A 15,480-nucleotide genomic window follows, 5' to 3' on the forward strand; every position below is an offset into this window, starting at 1 on the left:
CCATGGCCGTACGGCTGCTCCTGGCCGTCCTCGTCACCCTCGCGCCCTGCCTGGCGGGCGCGCCCGCCCAGGCCGCCGTGCCCGACTCCCCCGCCGCCGTCCACACCAACCCGATCGCGGAGAAGCGGGCCGACCCGCACATCGTCAAACACACCGACGGCTACTACTACTTCACCGCGACCGTCCCCGAGTACGACCGCATCGTGCTGCGCCGGGCGACCACGATCCAGGGGCTGAAGACGGCCCCCGAGACGACCATCTGGACCAAGCACGCCAGCGGTGTGATGGGCGCCCACATCTGGGCGCCGGAGATCCACTTCATCGACGGCAAGTGGTACGTGTACTTCGCGGCCGGCGCCACCGGCGACGTGTGGGCGATCCGGATGTACGTCCTGGAGGGCACGGGCGCCAACCCGCTCACCGCCACCTGGACCGAGAAGGGCCAGATCAAGACCCAGTGGGAGAGTTTCTCGCTGGACGCGACGACGTTCACCGTGAACGGCGTGCGCTACCTGGCCTGGGCGCAGCGCGACCCGTCGGTGAACAACAACACCGACGTCTACCTCGCGAAGATGGCCAATCCCTGGACGATCACCGGCGCTCCGGTGCTGCTGTCGCGGCCCACCTACTCCTGGGAGACCGTCGGCTACAAGGTCAACGAGGGCCCGGCCGTCATCCAGCACGGCGGCAAGGTGTTCCTGACGTACTCCGCGAGCGCCACCGACGCCAACTACTGCCTGGGCATGCTCACCGCCTCCGCGAGCGCGAACCTGCTCAGCCAGGCGTCGTGGAGCAAGAGCGCCACCCCGGTCTTCACGAGCAGCGCCGCGACCGGTCAATACGGTCCGGGCCACAACTCCTTCACCGTCTCCGAGGACGGCAAGAGCGACATCCTCGTCTACCACGACCGCAGCTACAAGGACATCAGCGGCGACCCGCTCAACGACCCCAACCGCCGCACCCGCGTGCAGAAAGTGTACTGGAACGCCGACGGCACCCCGAACTTCGGGATCCCCGTGGCGGACGGGGTCACCCCGCAGCGCTTCTCCTCGTACAACGTCCCGGACCGCTTCGTGCGCCACTACGACTACCGGGCGCGGATCGAGGCCGACGTCACCAAGCTCGCCGACTCGCAGTTCCGCGTCGTGCCGGGCCTCACCGGCAGCGGGACCGTCTCCCTGGAGTCGGCCAATTTCCCCGGCTACTACCTGCGGCACAAGAACTTCGAGGTGTGGCTGGAGAAGAACGACGGCAGCACGCAGTTCGCGTCCGACGCGGCCTTCCGGCAGCGCGCCGGACTCGCGGACCCGGCCGGTGTGTCGTACGAGTCCTCCAACTACCCGGGGCGATACGTCCGCCACTGGGAGTACCTGCTGAACGTGCAGGCGGTGAGCACCGCCACCGACCGGGCGGACGCCACCTTCTACACCCAGTGACGGCACCGTATATGCGTGTAATGCCCTGAATGTCTTTCCCAGGGGCGGGCACTCAGGGCATGTGCACACACAACAGGGCAAGCGACCGCGCAGGGTGCTGCTCACCGGGTGGTTCAGCTTCCGGGACAGGGAGGCGACCGCCGGGGACGTGCTGGCCCTGCGCCGGGTGGAGGACGTCATGCGGGGGACGGGCATCCCCTACGACGTCGCCTGGAGTCCCCGTTTCCGTCCGGAGGCGCTGCATCTGGACCGGCTGTGGCCCGAGGACTACACCCACCTGGTGTTCGTGTGCGGCCCGCTGCACGGGCCGCAGGTGGAGGAGCTGCACCGGCGGTTCGCGCACTGCGTGCGGATCGCCGTGGGCACCTCGGTCATCGACCCCGGCAGTCCCGCCGTGACCGGCTTCCATCGGGTGCTGCCCCGGGACGGGCCGGACAGTGAGCCGGTGGAGGACCTCGCGGCCCGCGCCCCGGACGTACCGGCACGGCCCGTCGTCGGGGTGATCCTCGCGCACGGGCAGCACGAGTACGGGCAGCTGCGGCGGCACGGGCAGGTCGCCGAGGAGGTGACGCGCTGGCTGGCCGCGAAGGACTGCGGCCGCCTGGAGCTGGAGACCCGGCTGGACACGCACGACTGGCATCTGAGCGCGACGCCCGCGCAGCTGCAGTCCGTGCTGGCTCGGCTGGACCTCGTCGTCACCGACCGGCTGCACGGGCTGGTGATCGCGCTGCGGGTCGGCACACCGGTGCTGGCCGTCGACCCGGTCGCCGGCGGCGCCAAGCTGACCGCACAGGCCCGTGCCTGCGGCTGGCCCGCGCTGGTGCCCGCCGAGCGGCTGGACGTGCGGCAGTTGGACCGCTGGTGGGACTGGTGCCTGACCGGCGGCCGGGTGACCGCACGGCAGATCCGCGACGGGTTCCGCGAGGGCACCGTGCCGGACAGCGCGGACCGGCTCGTCGAGGCGCTGGCGCGGCCGGTTCCCGGTTAGCCCGGGGGTGCCACGGGGCACCCGCTTGTACGTTCCCCGCCGTGCTTCCCCCGCCGTACGTCTCCCCGAAGGAGAGACGGTCCGGCTGTCCGGAAGGAGAGAGCGTGTCCATCGGCAGACTTCCCGAGAACGAGCAGCGCATCCTCGACGAGATGGAACGCGCACTGCGCCGCGACCGTCGTCTGGACCGCAAGCTGCGCACCCATCGAGTGCGCCGCCGCCCCGACCCCGCCGGCGTCCTGGCCCGTCTGGCCGCCTACCGACCCCGTGTCTGGACCGTGGCGTTCCTGGTCGCGGTGTCGGCCGGGCTGATGGTGGCCGGGATCGTCACGTCCGAGCCGGGTGTGATCTGGGCGTTCGCCGCGATATGGCCCCTGACGATGTTCGCCTCCTTCCGGCTGATGTGCCGGTGGTGCGGAAGCTGAGCCACCCTTCACTCCGGGTCGGCCGTGAACGCCTCCTGGATGGGGCGCTCGTCGGCGAGGACACGGCCCTTCGGCGGTCCGTCCAGCACCGCGCGGACGGCGGTGAGCAGGTCCGGGGCGACGTGGTCGGCCCGGGCGGTCTCCTCGGGGCGGGTGTGCCCGTTCGGGACGAGGATGCCGTGGGCGCCGGCCCGGTGCGCGGCCCGCGCGCCGGCGGCGGTGGAGCCGATGACGACGAGTTCGGCGGGCCCGGTGCAGATCCGGCCCCCCGCCCAGAGCAGCATGCCGGGCTGGGGCCGGCGGCAGTGGCACCCGTCGTCGGGGCCGTGCGGGCAGACCGCGAACACGTCGAACGGGCCGAGGAGTTCGTCGACGCGGTGGTTGACGCGGCGAACGTCGGCGTCGGTGAGCAGTCCGTCCGCGACACCGGGCTGGTCGGTGACGACGCCGGTGCGGATGCCGCGCCCGCGCAGCAGGTCGAGCGCCTCGCGGGCCCCCTCGACGGGGCGGACGCGGTCGGGGTCGGCGTTGTTCGGGACGTCCTCGACGAGCGTGCCGTCGCGGTCGAACAGCACGGCTTTCACCGGGCTCACGGGGTGGCCTCCTCCTGCCAGGCGGGGGTGTGACGGTGGCGCCAGGCACCCGCCAGCCGGTGCCAGGTCGCGGTGGGCGGGATGAGCACGCTGGTCGCCACCATCGTCGCGACCTCGTGGCGGGTGCGCGGGCCGGGGGCGATCCGGGCGCGGGCGAACTCCGCGGTGCCGGCCGCCCAGCCGAGCGCGCAGGCGGTCGCCGCCCGGCCGTGTCCGGTGGCGGCGAGGGCGCAGGCGGCGACCCCGGCGGTCGTGATGGCGGCGTGGGTGCGGATCCGGCCGCGCGGTGCGACGGCCTTGTGCCACCAGTCGGGGCCGTGCAGATGCCGCATGAGGGCGTCGTCGGCGTTGCCGCGCTGCTGGCGCACGGACGCCCAGCGGGAGGCTGAGCGCACGGGGTGCCGGGTGGTGCGGCGGCCCTGCCGGATGCGCCAGCCCGAGTCGAGGACGCGCAGCGCGAGGTCGGCGTCCTCCCGGAAGGCGCGCTGGAAGCGTTCGTCGAAGCCACCGACCTGCTTGAGGACCTCCGTGCGGTAGGCCATGTCGGCGGTGACCCAGTGGGCGCGGACGAGTCCCGCGGTGCCGCGTTCCCAGTCGGTGGGGCGGCGTTCGCCGGGCAGCGGCACGGCGAGGACGCCCTGGATGCCGGCGGTGTCGTGGGAGGCCTCGGCGAGGTCCTCGGCGAGCTGCTCGCACCAGCGGGCGCCCACCTGGACGTCGTCGTCGAGGAACACGGTCCACGGCGTGTGCACGGCGCGCAGCCCGGTGTTGCGGGCGGCGGCGGGCCCACGACCGCCGCCGCCCAGCACGGTGGTCCGCTCCCGCAGGTCGCCGAGGACGCTCAACGGGTGCTGCAGCGGGCCGGGTTCGCGCTCGGTCCGGTCGTCTACGAGGACGATCTCCTCGGGGCGCGGTCCGGTCGCGGCGGCGAGGGCAGCGAGACAGTCGGCGAGGGTGTCCGAGGCGAGGGTGGGGATCACGACGGCGTACGGGGTCATACGGGCGGCCCTCCCTCCGGCGGCACAGGCGAAATACCGTGCTGGCGAGTGCCGCGGTACGGCTCCCTCAAACACCGGGCCGGGCCGCCGGGGCACGCTTCGGCGACTATAAATCACGCGTATACACGCGATGTATAGTCCCGGCATGCCTTCTCTGACCCAGAAGATGAAGAAAACGGGGACCGCGTTCCGAACGGCCGGAACGCTCGCGGCGACCGCCGCCCTCACCCTCGCCCTGAGCGGCTGCACCGGGGCCGACACCACGGCTCCCGCCGCCGTACGGGCCCGCCCGGCCACGGACATCGAGACGGTCCGCTTCGGCGCCGTCGACTGCCGCGAGGTCAAGTGCATCGCACTCACCTTCGACGCCGGGCCCAGCGAGCACTCCGCGCGGCTGCTGGACATCCTGAAGGAGAAGCAGGTCCCGGCGACCTTCTTCCTCCTCGGCAAGCGGCACATCGAGAAGTACCCGGAGCTGGTGCGGCGCATGGCCGACGAGGGCCACGAAGTGGCCAGCCACACCTGGGACCACAAGATCCTCACCACGCTCGGACCCGAGGAGATACGCGAGGAGCTGGAACGCCCCAACGAGGAGATAGAGCGCCTCATCGGCCGGCGCCCGACCCTGATGCGCCCGCCGCAGGGCCGCACCGACGACACCGTGCACGCCATCAGCCGCGAACTGGGCCTCTCCGAGGTCCTGTGGAGCGTGACGGCCAAGGACTACCAGACGACCGACTCCGACCTGATCACCCGCCGGGTCCTCGCCCAGTCCTCCCGGGACGGGATCATCCTCCTCCACGACCTCTACGACGGAACGGTGCCGGCGGTGCCCGGGATCATCGACGCGCTGAAGGAACGCGGCTACGTCTTCGTGACGGTGCCCCAACTGCTCGCGCCCGGCAAGGCGGAGCCGGGCGAGGTGTACCGATAACTCCCCGCCGGTTCCCTACGATCGGGGGGTGGCGAACTTCCTGCTCGAACGCACCGTCCCGCTCCCCCTCGACGAGGCGTGGCGGCGGATCACACGGTGGCCGCGGCACGGTGATGCGGTGCCGTTGACGGCGGTCGGGGTGGTACCGCCCGGGCCGACGCGCGAGGGCACACTCGTCGTGGCCCGCTCGGGCGCCGGGCCGCTGGCCTTCGACGACCCGATGGAGGTCACGGTGTGGCAGCCGCCGCAGGACGGGGCCGCGGGGATGTGCCGGCTGGAGAAGCGGGGCCGTGTGGTGCTCGGTTGGGCCGAACTCGAAGTGCGGCCGGGTCCGGGGGGCCGTACGCGGGTGATCTGGCGGGAGGAGATCCGGATCCGGTTCCTGCCGTCGCTCTTCGACGGCCTGGTGCTGCGCTCGTCGCGGTACGTTTTCGGCCGGGCCCTGAACCGCCTGCTCAGACAGGCCTGACGAGCCGCCCCGGCGGGACGGTTCCCGACGGGGCCTCAGGCGACCGAACCGATCCGCCCGACTGTCTTCGACTCCGGCTCGTGGTGGATCGGCGTGTGCGCCCCGGTCAGCGGGACCCCGCTGCCGCCCCGCTTCCCGGCGACGATCTCCGCCGCGATCGACAGGGCCGTCTCCTCGGGCGTACGTGCCCCGAGATCCAGGCCGATCGGCGAGTGCAGCCGACTCAACTCCATCTCGGTGACGCCCACTTCACGCAGGCGGGTGTTGCGGTCCAGGTGGGTGCGCCGGGAACCCATGGCGCCGACGTACGCCACCGGCAGCCGCAGTGCCAGCTTCAGCAGGGGCACGTCGAACTTGGCGTCGTGGGTGAGGACGCACACGACCGTACGGGTGTCGACGTCCGTGCTTTCCAGGTAGCGGTGGGGCCAGTCGACGACGATCTCGTCGGCGTCCGGGAAGCGCGGCCGGGTCGCGAAGACGGGGCGGGCGTCGCACACGGTGACGTGGTAGCCGAGGAACTTGCCCATGCGGACCAGGGCGGAGGCGAAGTCGATCGCCCCGAAGACGATCATGCGGGGTGCCGGGACCGAGGACTCGACCAGGACTGTGAGGGGCGCTCCGCAGCGAGAACCCTGCTCGCCGATCTCCAGAGTCCCGGTGCGGCCGGCGCCGAGGAAGGCGCCGGCCTCGGCGGCGACGGTGCGGTCCAGTTCCGGATGGGCGCCGAAGCCGCCCTCGCGGGAGCCGTCGGGGCGGACCACGAGGGCCCGGCCCGTCAGTTCACGCGGGCCCGAGACGATCCGCGCCACCGCCGCCGCCTCCCCCAGTGCGGCGGCGGTGAGCGCGGCCCTGACGACCGGGCGGACCGGATCGGCGGCCCGTACCGGCGTGACCAGGATGTCGATGACGCCGCCGCAGGTCAGGCCCACGGCGAAGGCGTCGTCGTCGCTGTATCCGAAGCGCTCCAGGACGGTTTCGCCGTCGCGCAGCGCCTGTTCGCACAGTTCGTAGACGGCGCCCTCCACGCAGCCGCCGGAGACCGAGCCGATCGCCGTGCCCTCGGTGTCCACCGCGAGCGCGGCGCCGGGTTGGCGGGGCGCGCTGCCGCCGACTGCCACCACGGTGGCCACGGCGAAGTCACGGCCCTGCTCGACCCACCGGTTCAGCTCCTCGGCGATGTCCAGCATCTGTCTCGGTCTCCTCGGGGTTGCGGCGGGCGGGACGTCAGTGGACGCCCAGCCAGCTCTCGATCGGGTTGAGGGCGAAGTAGACGAGGAACACCGCCGTGAGGATCCACATGAAGGTGCCGATCTCGCGCCACTTGCCCTGGGCGGTCTTGATGGCGACGTAGGAGATGACGCCCGCGGCGACACCGGTGGTGATGGTGTACGTGAACGGCATCAGTACGACCGTGAGGAACACCGGGATGGCGGTGGCCCGGTCGGCCCAGTCCACGTGCCGGGCGTTCATCAGCATCATGGCGCCGATGACGACGAGGGCGGCGGACGCGACCTCCTGCGGCACGATCGCCGTGAGCGGGGTGAAGAACAGGCAGGCCGCGAAGAACAGGCCGGTGACCACGGAGGCCAGGCCCGTGCGGGCGCCCTCGCCGACCCCCGTGGCCGACTCGATGAACACCGTCTGGCCGGAACCGCCGGACACGCCTCCGATCGCGCCGCCGGCCCCGTCGATGAACAGCGCCTTGGAAAGGCCCGGCATACGGCCCTTGTCATCGGCGAGTTCGGCCTCGGTGCCGACGCCGATGATGGTGGCCATCGCGTCGAAGAACCCGGCGAGCACCAGCGTGAAGACGATCATCCCGACCGTCATCGCGCCGACCTCGCCCCAGCCGCCGAACCGCACGTCCCCGAAGAGCGAGAAGTCCGGCATGGAGACGGCACTGCCGTGCAGTTCGGGTGCGCCGCCCGTCCACTGCTCGGGGTCGACGACGCCGGCGGCGTTCAGGACCGCCGCGACGACCGTGCCGCTGACGATGCCGATGAGGATGGCGCCCGGGATGTTCCGGGCCTGGAGCATGAAGATCAGCAGCAGGGTCCCGGCGAACAGCAGCACGGGCCAGCCGGCCAGTTCGCCCGCCGGGCCGAGCGCGAGGGGCGTGGCCTTGCCCTGGTGGACGAAGCCCGACTTGTAGAAGCCGATGAGGGCGATGAACAGGCCGATGCCCATCGTGATGCCGTGCTTGAGGGCGAGCGGGATCGCGTTCATGATCATCTCGCGCAGGCCGGTGACGACCAGGAGCATGATGATCACGCCGTACATCACGCACATGCCCATCGCCTGCGGCCAGGTCATCTCGGGTGCGACCTGGGAGGCGAGGACTCCGGAGACGGACAGGCCGGCGGCGAGGGCCAGGGGGACCTTGCCGACGAAGCCCATCAGCAGGGTGGTGAAGGCCGCCGCGAACGCGGTCGCGGTGATGAGGGCCGGCTGGGCGAGGGTGGCCCCGGCCGCGTCCTTGCCGGACAGGATCAGGGGGTTGAGCAGGAGGATGTACGCCATCGCCATGAAGGTCGTGATGCCGCCGCGCACTTCACGGGCGACCGTGGACCCTCTGTGGGATATGTGGAAGTACCGGTCGAGCCAGGACCGCCCGGCCGGGACGCGGGTGCCTTCACCCGCGTCGTCGGCTGTGGTCCTCGGCTCGGTGGACTGCTGGGTCATGGGTGCCGTCTCCCAAGTTTCAAAGGGGGTTGGGATGTTCACGACCCGGGGGACGGCCCGAGACGAACAAGGGACCCTGGGGGACGAAACCCCCAGGGGGACGTGACTGCTCAGCCCTCGGTGAGCTGGGTGCCCGTCAGGTGCTCGGGCCTCACCGGAGTCCGGTTCAGCTCGAGCCCGGTCGCGTTCCGGATCGCCGCGAGGACGGCCGGGGTGGACGACAGGGTCGGTGCCTCGCCGACGCCGCGCAGCCCGTACGGGGCGTGCTCGTCGGCGAGTTCGAGGACGTCGACCGGGATGGTCGGCGTGTCGAGGATGGTCGGGATCAGGTAGTCGGTGAAGGAGGGGTTCTTGACCTTCGCCGTCTTCGGGTCGACGACGATCTCCTCCATGACCGCCACGCCCAGGCCCTGGGTGGTGCCGCCCTGGATCTGGCCGAGCACCGACAGCGGGTTGAGCGCCTTGCCGACGTCCTGGGCGCAGGCCAGCTCGATGACCTTGACCAGGCCGAGCTCGGTGTCGACCTCGACGACGGCCCGGTGCGCGGCGAAGGAGTACTGGACGTGCCCGTTGCCCTGGCCGGTACGCAGGTCGAAGGGCTCGGTCGGCCGGTGCCGCCACTCCGCCTCGACCTCCACGGTCTCGCCCTCCAGGACGTCGGCCAGGTCGGACAGGACCTCACCGCCGTCGGTGACGACCTTGCCGCCCTCCAGGAGCAGTTCGGCCGTCGCCCAGGCCGGGTGGTAGGAGCCGAACTTGCGGCGCCCGATCTCCAGGACCTTCTCGCGGACCAGCTCGCAGGAGTTCTTCACCGCGCCGCCGGTGACGTAGGTCTGCCGGGAGGCCGACGTCGAACCGGCGCTGCCCACCTGGGTGTCGGCCGGGTGGATCGTCACCTGCGTGACGCCCAGCTCGGTGCGGGCGATCTGCGCGTGGACGGTGACGCCGCCCTGGCCGACCTCCGCCATGGCGGTGTGCACGGTGGCGACGGGCTCGCCGCCGACGACCTCCATGCGCACCTTGGCGGTGGAGTAGTCGTCGAACCCCTCGGAGAAGCCCACGTTCTTGATGCCGACCGCGTAGCCGACCCCGCGTACGACGCCTTCGCCGTGCGTGGTGTTGGACAGGCCGCCGGGCAGCTGCCGTACGTCGGCGCCCTCGCTGGACTCCCACTGGCGCTCCGGCGGCATGGGCATCGCCTTGACGCGGCGCAGCAGTTCGGCGACGGGGGCCGGGGAGTCGACGGGCTGCCCGGTCGGCAGGAGCGTGCCCTGCTCCATGGCGTTGAGCCGGCGGAACTCCACCGGGTCCATGCCGAGCTTCGCGGCGAGCTTGTCCATCTGCGCCTCGTAGGCGAAGCACGCCTGGACCGCGCCGAAGCCTCGCATGGCGCCGCAGGGCGGGTTGTTGGTGTAGAGGGCGATGGCCTCGATGTCCACGTCCTCGACCACGTACGGGCCGACGGACAGGGAGGAGGCGTTGCCGACGACCGCCGGGGAGGCGGAGGCGTAGGCGCCGCCGTCCAGGACCATCCGGCACTTCAGGTGGGTGAGCTTGCCGTCCTTGGTGGCCCCGTGCTCGTAGTACAGCTTCGCGGGGTGGCGGTGGACGTGGCCGAAGAACGACTCGAACCGGTTGTAGACGATCTTGACGGGCTTGCCGGTGCGCAGGGCCAGCAGGCAGGCGTGGATCTGCATCGACAGGTCCTCGCGGCCGCCGAAGGCGCCGCCGACGCCGGAGAGCGTCATCCGCACCTTGTCCTCGGGCAGGCCGAGCACGGGGGCGATCTGGCGCAGGTCGCTGTGCAGCCACTGAGTGGCGATGTAGAGGTGGACGCCGCCGTCCTCCTCCGGCACGGCGAGGCCGGACTCGGGGCCGAGGAAGGCCTGGTCCTGCATGCCGAAGGTGTACTCGCCCGTGACGATCACGTCGGCCCGCTCGCGGGCGGCCGCCACGTCACCGCGGACGATCGGCTGGCGGTGCACGATGTTGGGGTGCGGGACGTGGCCGGCGTGGTGGTCGTCGCGGTTCTCGTGGACGAGGAGCGCGTCCGGAGCTGTCGCGGAGGCCTCGTCGGTGATGACGGGCAGTTCGCGGTAGTCGACCTTGATCTTCGCGGCGGCCCGGCGCGCGGTCTCCGGGTGGTCGGCGGCGACCAGGGCGACCGGCTCGCCGTGGTGGCGGACCTTGCCGTGGGCGAGGACCGGGGTGTCCTGGATCTCCAGCCCGTAGTTCTTCACGTCGGTGGGCAGGTCGTCGTACGTCAGCACGGCGTAGACGCCCGGCATGGCCAGGGCCTCGCCCGTGTCGATGGACACGATCTCGGCGTGCGCGACGGTCGAGCGGAGGATCTGCCCCCACAGCATGTCCTCGTGCCACATGTCGGACGAGTACGCGAACTCGCCGGTGACCTTGAGGGTGCCGTCGGGGCGGAGCGTCGACTCGCCGATGCCGCCCTTGGTCTGGGATCCCTGGGTGATCTTCGTGGGGGTGCCACTGGGGGAAGCCATGATCAGACCGCCTCTCCCTGCCGGGCGGCCGCGAGGCGGACCGCGTCCATGATCTTCTCGTAGCCGGTGCAGCGGCACAGGTTGCCCGACAGCGCCTCGCGGATGTCCGCGTCGGTCGGGGTCGGGTTGCGCTCCAGCATCTCGTCGGCGGCGACCAGCAGACCGGGGGTGCAGAAGCCGCACTGCACGGCGCCGGCGTCGATGAACGCCTGCTGGACCGGGGAGAGCTCGGTGCCCTCGCCGGTGTGCGAGTCGCTGCCCTTGGCCTCCCACTGCTGGGCGTTCTGCAGGGACGTACCGCAGGCACCGGAGGCGCAGCCGCCCTCGGCGCGCTGCTTGGCGAAGTCGGCGAGCCCCTCGACGGTGACGACCTCGCGGCCCTCCACCTGCCCGGCGGCGACCAGGCACGAGCACACCGGCACACCGTCCAGGCGGACCGTGCAGGAGCCGCATTCGCCCTGCTCGCAGGCGTTCTTCGAACCCGGCAGGCCGAGCCGCTCCCTCAGCACGTACAGCAGGGACTCGCCCTCCCACACGTCGTCGGCTTCCTGCGGACGGCCGTTGACCGTGAAGTTGACACGCATCACGCAGCTCCCTCGGTGAGGCGGCGGGTGCCGCGGTAGGACTCCCAGGTCCAGGTCAGGGTGCGGCGGGCCATGACGCCGACCGCGTGGCGGCGGTAGCTCGCGGTGCCCCGGACGTCGTCGATCGGGTTGCAGGCGGCGGAGCACAGGTCCGCGAACTGCTTGGCGACCGACGGAGTGATGATCTTCCCGTTGTCCCAGAAGCCGCCCTCCTCCAGCGCGGCGTTCAGGAACTCCTCGGCGGCCTTGGCCCGGACGGGTGTCGGGGCGGCCGAGCCGATCCCCGTCCGCACGGTCCGCGTCTCGGGGTGCAGCGCGAGCCCGAAGGCGCACACGGCGATGACCATCGCGTTCCTGGTGCCCACCTTGGAGAACTGCTGCGGTCCGTCGGCCTTCTTCACGTGCACGGCGCGGATCAGCTCGTCGGCGGCTAGCGCGTTGCGCTTCACGCCCGTGTAGAACGCGTCGATCGGGATGCGACGCGAGCCGCGCACCGACTCGACCTCCACCTCGGCGCCCGCGGCGAGCAGGGCGGGGTGGGCGTCACCGGCCGGGGAGGCGGTGCCGAGGTTGCCGCCGACGCCGCCGCGGTTGCGGATCTGCGGGGAGGCGACCGTGTGCGAGGCGAGGGCGAGACCCGGCAGCTCGGCGCGCAGGTTCTCCATGATCTTCGTGTACGGCACGGAGGCACCCAGCCGCACGCTGTCCTCGCCGACCTCCCACTCGGAGAGGTCGCCGACGCGGTTCAGGTCCAGGAGGTACTCGGGCCGGCGGTGGTCGAAGTTGATCTCGACCATCACGTCGGTGCCACCCGCAATCGGCACAGCTGTGGGGTGCTCGGCTTTCGCGGCGAGCGCCTCCTCCCAGCTGGCGGGGCGAAGGAAGTCCATGACCGGCTCTCTTCTTCGTCTTCTCGTGGGGCGTTCAGATTGAGCCAATCCGTGTGCGGCGGTCCCGGCTCGTTCATGTGCTGTTTACGCGTAGTGGCCTCAGTACACAGCGCGCTGCGCCGACCGAGTCAGTCACGGAAACCATGAAGGAGTTGGCTGGCCAGGACAGGCATCTTGTAGATTCGTATGAACGGAGGTCCTCAGAAACCTCCTCGTTCTCCTGTGGAAACGCGCGACACGGTCGCGTGACCTGGGACACAGCCCGGGCAGGGTTTGATTTCGAGACAAAGAACGGCGGCGACGAGAATGCGGCTGCGCGCACTGCTGGACACCGACGCGCTGGGCCTCAAGCTGCTCGGCGGTGAGGACGAGCTGGACCGCACCGTTCGGGGTGTGATGACCACCGACCTGCGCGACCCCAGCCGCTACCTCGCCGGCGGCGAACTGGTGCTCACGGGCCTGGCCTGGCGCCGGGACGCCGACGACTCGGAGCCTTTCGTCCGGATCCTGGTGCAGGCGGGCGTGACGGCCCTCGCCGCGGGCGAGGCCGAGCTGGGGGACGTCCCCGAGGACCTGGTCGTGGCCTGCGCCCGGCACCACCTGCCGCTCTTCGCGGTGCACGAGTCGGTGGCGTTCGCGACCATCACCGAGCACGTCGTACGGCAGGTGTCCGGCGAGCGCGCGGGCGATCTCGCGGCGGTCGTCGACCGCCACCGCCGGATGATGACCTCGGGTCCGGCGGGCGGCGGCCCGGACGTGGTCCTGGACCTGCTCGGCACGGACCTGGACCTGCGGGCCTGGGTCCTCTCCCCCACCGGTCGCCCGATCGCCGGCTCGAAGACGGCGGGACCCGCCCTGCCGGCCGAGGCCTGCGCCCGGCTCGCCGGGGAACATCTGGCCGCCACCCGCACGGGCCGCCGAGGCCCCCACCGCGTCACCCTGGACGCCACGACGTACTCCCTGTTCCCGGTGCGCTCCACGGGCCGCTCCCCGCAGCCGGCCCGGGACGTCCGCGAAACCGTCCTGTCGGACTGGCTGCTGGCCGTGGAGGCGGACGCCGGAGACTGGCCCGAGGAGCGCCTGGACCTGCTCTACGGCGTCACCCAGCTGATCGCGGTCGAGCGGGACCGCCGCGACGCGGCCCGCACGGTCCGCCGCCGCCTGGCCCAGGAGGTCCTGGAACTGGTGCAGACGGGCGCTGCCCCCGCCGAGATCGCCGCCCGGCTGCGCGTGGCCGCACCGGTGCTGCTGCCCGGCCTGGGCGCCGCGCCGCACTGGCAGGTGGTGGTGGCCCGCGTCGACTGGGAGGGCGAGGAGATCGAGGCCGGCCCGGTGGCGCAGGCCCTGCTGGAGGAGGTCCTCGTCGACCCCGCGGTCGCCGGGCCGGAGCACTCCGACCGCATCGCCGTGGCCCACACGGGCGGCGAGGCCATCGCCCTGATGCCCCTCCCGGCCGTCTCCGCCGAGCACGACGGCTCGGAGACGGGTGTCCTCGCGGACGCGCTCCTGGCGTCGGTACGGGAGCCGCTCACGGCCGGCCTGAACGACGACGGCCGCCTCACCCTCGGCGTCAGTGCGGCCGTCCACTCGGCGGAAGGCCTGCGGGGCGCGCTGGAGGAGGCCCGCCACGCCCGGCGCGTCGCCGCGGCCCGCCCCGGCCGGGTCTGCGCGGCCGGCCACCAGGAGCTGGCCTCGCACGTCCTGCTGCTGCCCTTCGTCCCGGACGACGTCCGCCGGGCCTTCACGGCCCGCCTCCTGGACCCCCTGCGCGACTACGACCGCCGCCACCGCGCCGAGCTGATCCCCACCCTGGAGGCCTTCCTCGACTGCGACGGTTCCTGGACCCGCTGCGCCACCCGTCTGCACCTGCACGTCAACACGCTGCGCTATCGGATCGGCCGGATCGAGCAGTTGACGAGTCGTGATCTGTCGCGGCTCGAGGACAAGCTGGATTTCTTCCTGGCACTGCGCATGAGCTGATACGCGGGGTGTCCCGGCGGCAAACCCGGGGCACCCCCGAGTCCCACGACTTTGTGAAATCCTTCACCCACCCCCTTGGCCCGGCCCGCCGATTCGTGCTGAGATGCCGCCACCACTCAACAGCTCGATGGCGTGCTCGGGGAGGGCAACGTGGCGCATACCGCCATGTCTGGTAACGGAACGACCGCCGGTGACGATCCCCTCCAGACCGCGGTATGGCGGCTGCGCTCCCGCGGATGCTGGGCCGACGCGGCCGCCCTGCTGCTGCCGGCCACACCGGCGGCGGCGCTCCAACGCGCGTCGTTGCTGGTGGAACGGTGTCTGTACACCGAGCAGGGCTGGGAGGAGGCCGAGGACGCGCTGCGCACGGCCGAGGCGATGGCCCACAGCGACGACGAACGCGGCGCGGCCGCTTGTGAACGCGGTTACTTGGCCTACGCGGCGACACTGCTCGCGGTGCGGGACCGGGCCGACGAGGCGCGGGCCGCGCTCGGGCGGGCGGCGGCGCTGGTCCCTCCGGGGGCTCCGGCGCGGGCTCTGCTGGACTTCCGGCGCGGGCTCCTGGCGGAGAACCTGACGAGCGCGCCCCAGGCCGCGCGGGCCGCGTACCGCCGGGCCCACGCGGGCGCGACGGCGCACTCCGACCCGCTGCTGCTGTCCTTCACGTGGCGTCATCTCGCTGGACTCGCTCTGCGGGAAGGGGAGTTGGCGGAAGCGCGGCACGGTTTCGCGGAGTCGCTGCGGATCCGGGAGGAACTGGGCTATCTCGTCGGCACGGCCCCGGCCCTGGTGTCCCTGGCCGACACGGAGACGGAGCCGGAGGCGTCCCGGTTGCGGGAGGAGGCCCGGCGGTTGTTCCGGCTGCTCGGGGGCGTACCGACGTGGCTGTCCCGCCAGTTGGCTCCGCCGGTTCCGCCGGCTGCGACGGCTTGACACTCGGCGCCGGGGCTGGGGGCGGGTGGGTCCGCGACCCGGCGTCGAATGGTGCCGC

14 protein-coding genes are annotated in these 15,480 nt (G+C 72.0%); 7 read left to right on the top strand and 7 right to left on the bottom strand.

Going from position 1 to position 15,480, the window contains the following annotated elements; translation table 11 throughout:
* Positions 1-2 precede the first annotated feature (2 nt).
* The 3 genes from BJ965_RS07395 to BJ965_RS07405 all read left to right on the top strand — a co-directional run bounded on the left by BJ965_RS07395 (position 3) and on the right by BJ965_RS07405 (position 2,849).
* Entirely contained in the window at positions 3-1,436 is a 1,434-nt protein-coding gene (locus tag BJ965_RS07395; protein WP_184907935.1) for a family 43 glycosylhydrolase, read from the top strand.
* 61 nt (positions 1,437-1,497) lie between these two features.
* On the top strand, positions 1,498-2,424 hold the full coding sequence (locus BJ965_RS07400; RefSeq protein WP_184907936.1) for a polysaccharide pyruvyl transferase family protein: 927 nt from the start codon (positions 1,498-1,500) through the stop codon (positions 2,422-2,424).
* Positions 2,425-2,528: 104 nt separating this feature from the next.
* Positions 2,529-2,849, top strand: coding sequence for a DUF3040 domain-containing protein (locus BJ965_RS07405; RefSeq protein WP_184907937.1), 321 nt, complete (start codon positions 2,529-2,531; stop codon positions 2,847-2,849).
* 8 nt (positions 2,850-2,857) lie between these two features.
* Here BJ965_RS07405 and BJ965_RS07410 read toward each other — a convergent pair whose 3' ends face one another.
* Both BJ965_RS07410 and BJ965_RS07415 read right to left on the bottom strand, forming a co-directional pair.
* The gene (locus BJ965_RS07410) at positions 2,858-3,442 is read right to left on the bottom strand and encodes an HAD-IIIA family hydrolase (RefSeq protein ID WP_184907938.1); all 585 of its coding nucleotides are present in this window, start codon (positions 3,440-3,442) and stop codon (positions 2,858-2,860) included.
* Entirely contained in the window at positions 3,439-4,440 is a 1,002-nt protein-coding gene (locus tag BJ965_RS07415; RefSeq protein ID WP_184907939.1) for a glycosyltransferase family 2 protein, read from the bottom strand. Before BJ965_RS07415 ends, BJ965_RS07410 begins: the two co-directional genes overlap by 4 nt.
* A 145-nt stretch (positions 4,441-4,585) precedes the next feature.
* Here BJ965_RS07415 and BJ965_RS07420 point away from each other — a divergent pair, with 145 nt between their 5' ends.
* Together BJ965_RS07420 and BJ965_RS07425 are read left to right on the top strand one after the other, a co-directional pair.
* The gene (locus BJ965_RS07420; RefSeq protein ID WP_246545857.1) at positions 4,586-5,374 is read left to right on the top strand and encodes a polysaccharide deacetylase family protein; all 789 of its coding nucleotides are present in this window, start codon (positions 4,586-4,588) and stop codon (positions 5,372-5,374) included.
* A 28-nt stretch (positions 5,375-5,402) separates the two neighbouring features.
* Positions 5,403-5,843, top strand: coding sequence for an SRPBCC family protein (locus tag BJ965_RS07425; protein WP_184907940.1), 441 nt, complete (start codon positions 5,403-5,405; stop codon positions 5,841-5,843).
* 35 nt (positions 5,844-5,878) lie between these two features.
* On the opposite strand, the gene BJ965_RS07430 is transcribed toward BJ965_RS07425, so the two are convergent.
* From BJ965_RS07430 to BJ965_RS07450, 5 genes are all read right to left on the bottom strand, one after another.
* A complete protein-coding gene (locus BJ965_RS07430) occupies positions 5,879-7,030 on the bottom strand; it encodes an XdhC family protein (protein ID WP_184907941.1) in 1,152 nt (383 codons plus the stop codon).
* A 37-nt stretch (positions 7,031-7,067) separates the two neighbouring features.
* Positions 7,068-8,525 (bottom strand): NCS2 family permease, encoded by a 1,458-nt coding sequence (locus tag BJ965_RS07435; RefSeq protein WP_184907942.1) that lies wholly within the window; start codon positions 8,523-8,525, stop codon positions 7,068-7,070.
* 110 nt (positions 8,526-8,635) lie between these two features.
* Positions 8,636-11,035: a xanthine dehydrogenase family protein molybdopterin-binding subunit gene (locus BJ965_RS07440; RefSeq protein ID WP_184907943.1), complete on the bottom strand. Its 2,400-nt coding sequence runs from the start codon at positions 11,033-11,035 to the stop codon at positions 8,636-8,638.
* Between the two features lie 2 nt (positions 11,036-11,037).
* Positions 11,038-11,619 carry a (2Fe-2S)-binding protein gene (locus BJ965_RS07445; protein ID WP_184907944.1) on the bottom strand — a complete coding sequence of 194 codons (582 nt, stop codon included), beginning with the start codon at positions 11,617-11,619 and terminating at the stop codon, positions 11,038-11,040.
* On the bottom strand, positions 11,619-12,509 hold the full coding sequence (locus tag BJ965_RS07450; RefSeq protein ID WP_184907945.1) for an FAD binding domain-containing protein: 891 nt from the start codon (positions 12,507-12,509) through the stop codon (positions 11,619-11,621). The genes BJ965_RS07445 and BJ965_RS07450 overlap by 1 nt, the downstream gene beginning before the upstream one ends.
* Positions 12,510-12,815: 306 nt before the next feature.
* Here BJ965_RS07450 and BJ965_RS07455 point away from each other — a divergent pair, with 306 nt between their 5' ends.
* Together BJ965_RS07455 and BJ965_RS07460 are read left to right on the top strand one after the other, a co-directional pair.
* Positions 12,816-14,489 (top strand): PucR family transcriptional regulator, encoded by a 1,674-nt coding sequence (locus tag BJ965_RS07455; protein ID WP_184907946.1) that lies wholly within the window; start codon positions 12,816-12,818, stop codon positions 14,487-14,489.
* A gap of 165 nt (positions 14,490-14,654) precedes the next feature.
* Positions 14,655-15,422: a hypothetical protein gene (locus tag BJ965_RS07460; protein WP_221513064.1), complete on the top strand. Its 768-nt coding sequence runs from the start codon at positions 14,655-14,657 to the stop codon at positions 15,420-15,422.
* The last annotated feature ends 58 nt before the right edge of the window (positions 15,423-15,480 follow it).

This window comes from Streptomyces luteogriseus (assembly GCF_014205055.1).
Classification (GTDB): Bacteria; Actinomycetota; Actinomycetes; order Streptomycetales; family Streptomycetaceae; genus Streptomyces; species Streptomyces luteogriseus.

Excerpts from the sequence above, each read along its gene's own strand:
- BJ965_RS07440 (WP_184907943.1), bottom strand. The coding sequence starts at position 11,035 with ATGGCTTCCCCCAGTGGCACCCCCACGAAGATCACCCAGGGATCCCAG.
- BJ965_RS07430 (WP_184907941.1), bottom strand. The coding sequence starts at position 7,030 with ATGCTGGACATCGCCGAGGAGCTGAACCGGTGGGTCGAGCAGGGCCGT.
- BJ965_RS07435 (WP_184907942.1), bottom strand. The coding sequence starts at position 8,525 with ATGACCCAGCAGTCCACCGAGCCGAGGACCACAGCCGACGACGCGGGT.
- BJ965_RS07415 (WP_184907939.1), bottom strand. The coding sequence starts at position 4,440 with ATGACCCCGTACGCCGTCGTGATCCCCACCCTCGCCTCGGACACCCTC.
- BJ965_RS07420 (WP_246545857.1), top strand. The coding sequence starts at position 4,586 with ATGCCTTCTCTGACCCAGAAGATGAAGAAAACGGGGACCGCGTTCCGA.
- BJ965_RS07455 (WP_184907946.1), top strand. The coding sequence starts at position 12,816 with ATGCGGCTGCGCGCACTGCTGGACACCGACGCGCTGGGCCTCAAGCTG.
- BJ965_RS07395 (WP_184907935.1), top strand. The coding sequence starts at position 3 with ATGGCCGTACGGCTGCTCCTGGCCGTCCTCGTCACCCTCGCGCCCTGC.
- BJ965_RS07450 (WP_184907945.1), bottom strand. The coding sequence starts at position 12,509 with ATGGACTTCCTTCGCCCCGCCAGCTGGGAGGAGGCGCTCGCCGCGAAA.
- BJ965_RS07445 (WP_184907944.1), bottom strand. The coding sequence starts at position 11,619 with ATGCGTGTCAACTTCACGGTCAACGGCCGTCCGCAGGAAGCCGACGAC.
- BJ965_RS07460 (WP_221513064.1), top strand. The coding sequence starts at position 14,655 with ATGTCTGGTAACGGAACGACCGCCGGTGACGATCCCCTCCAGACCGCG.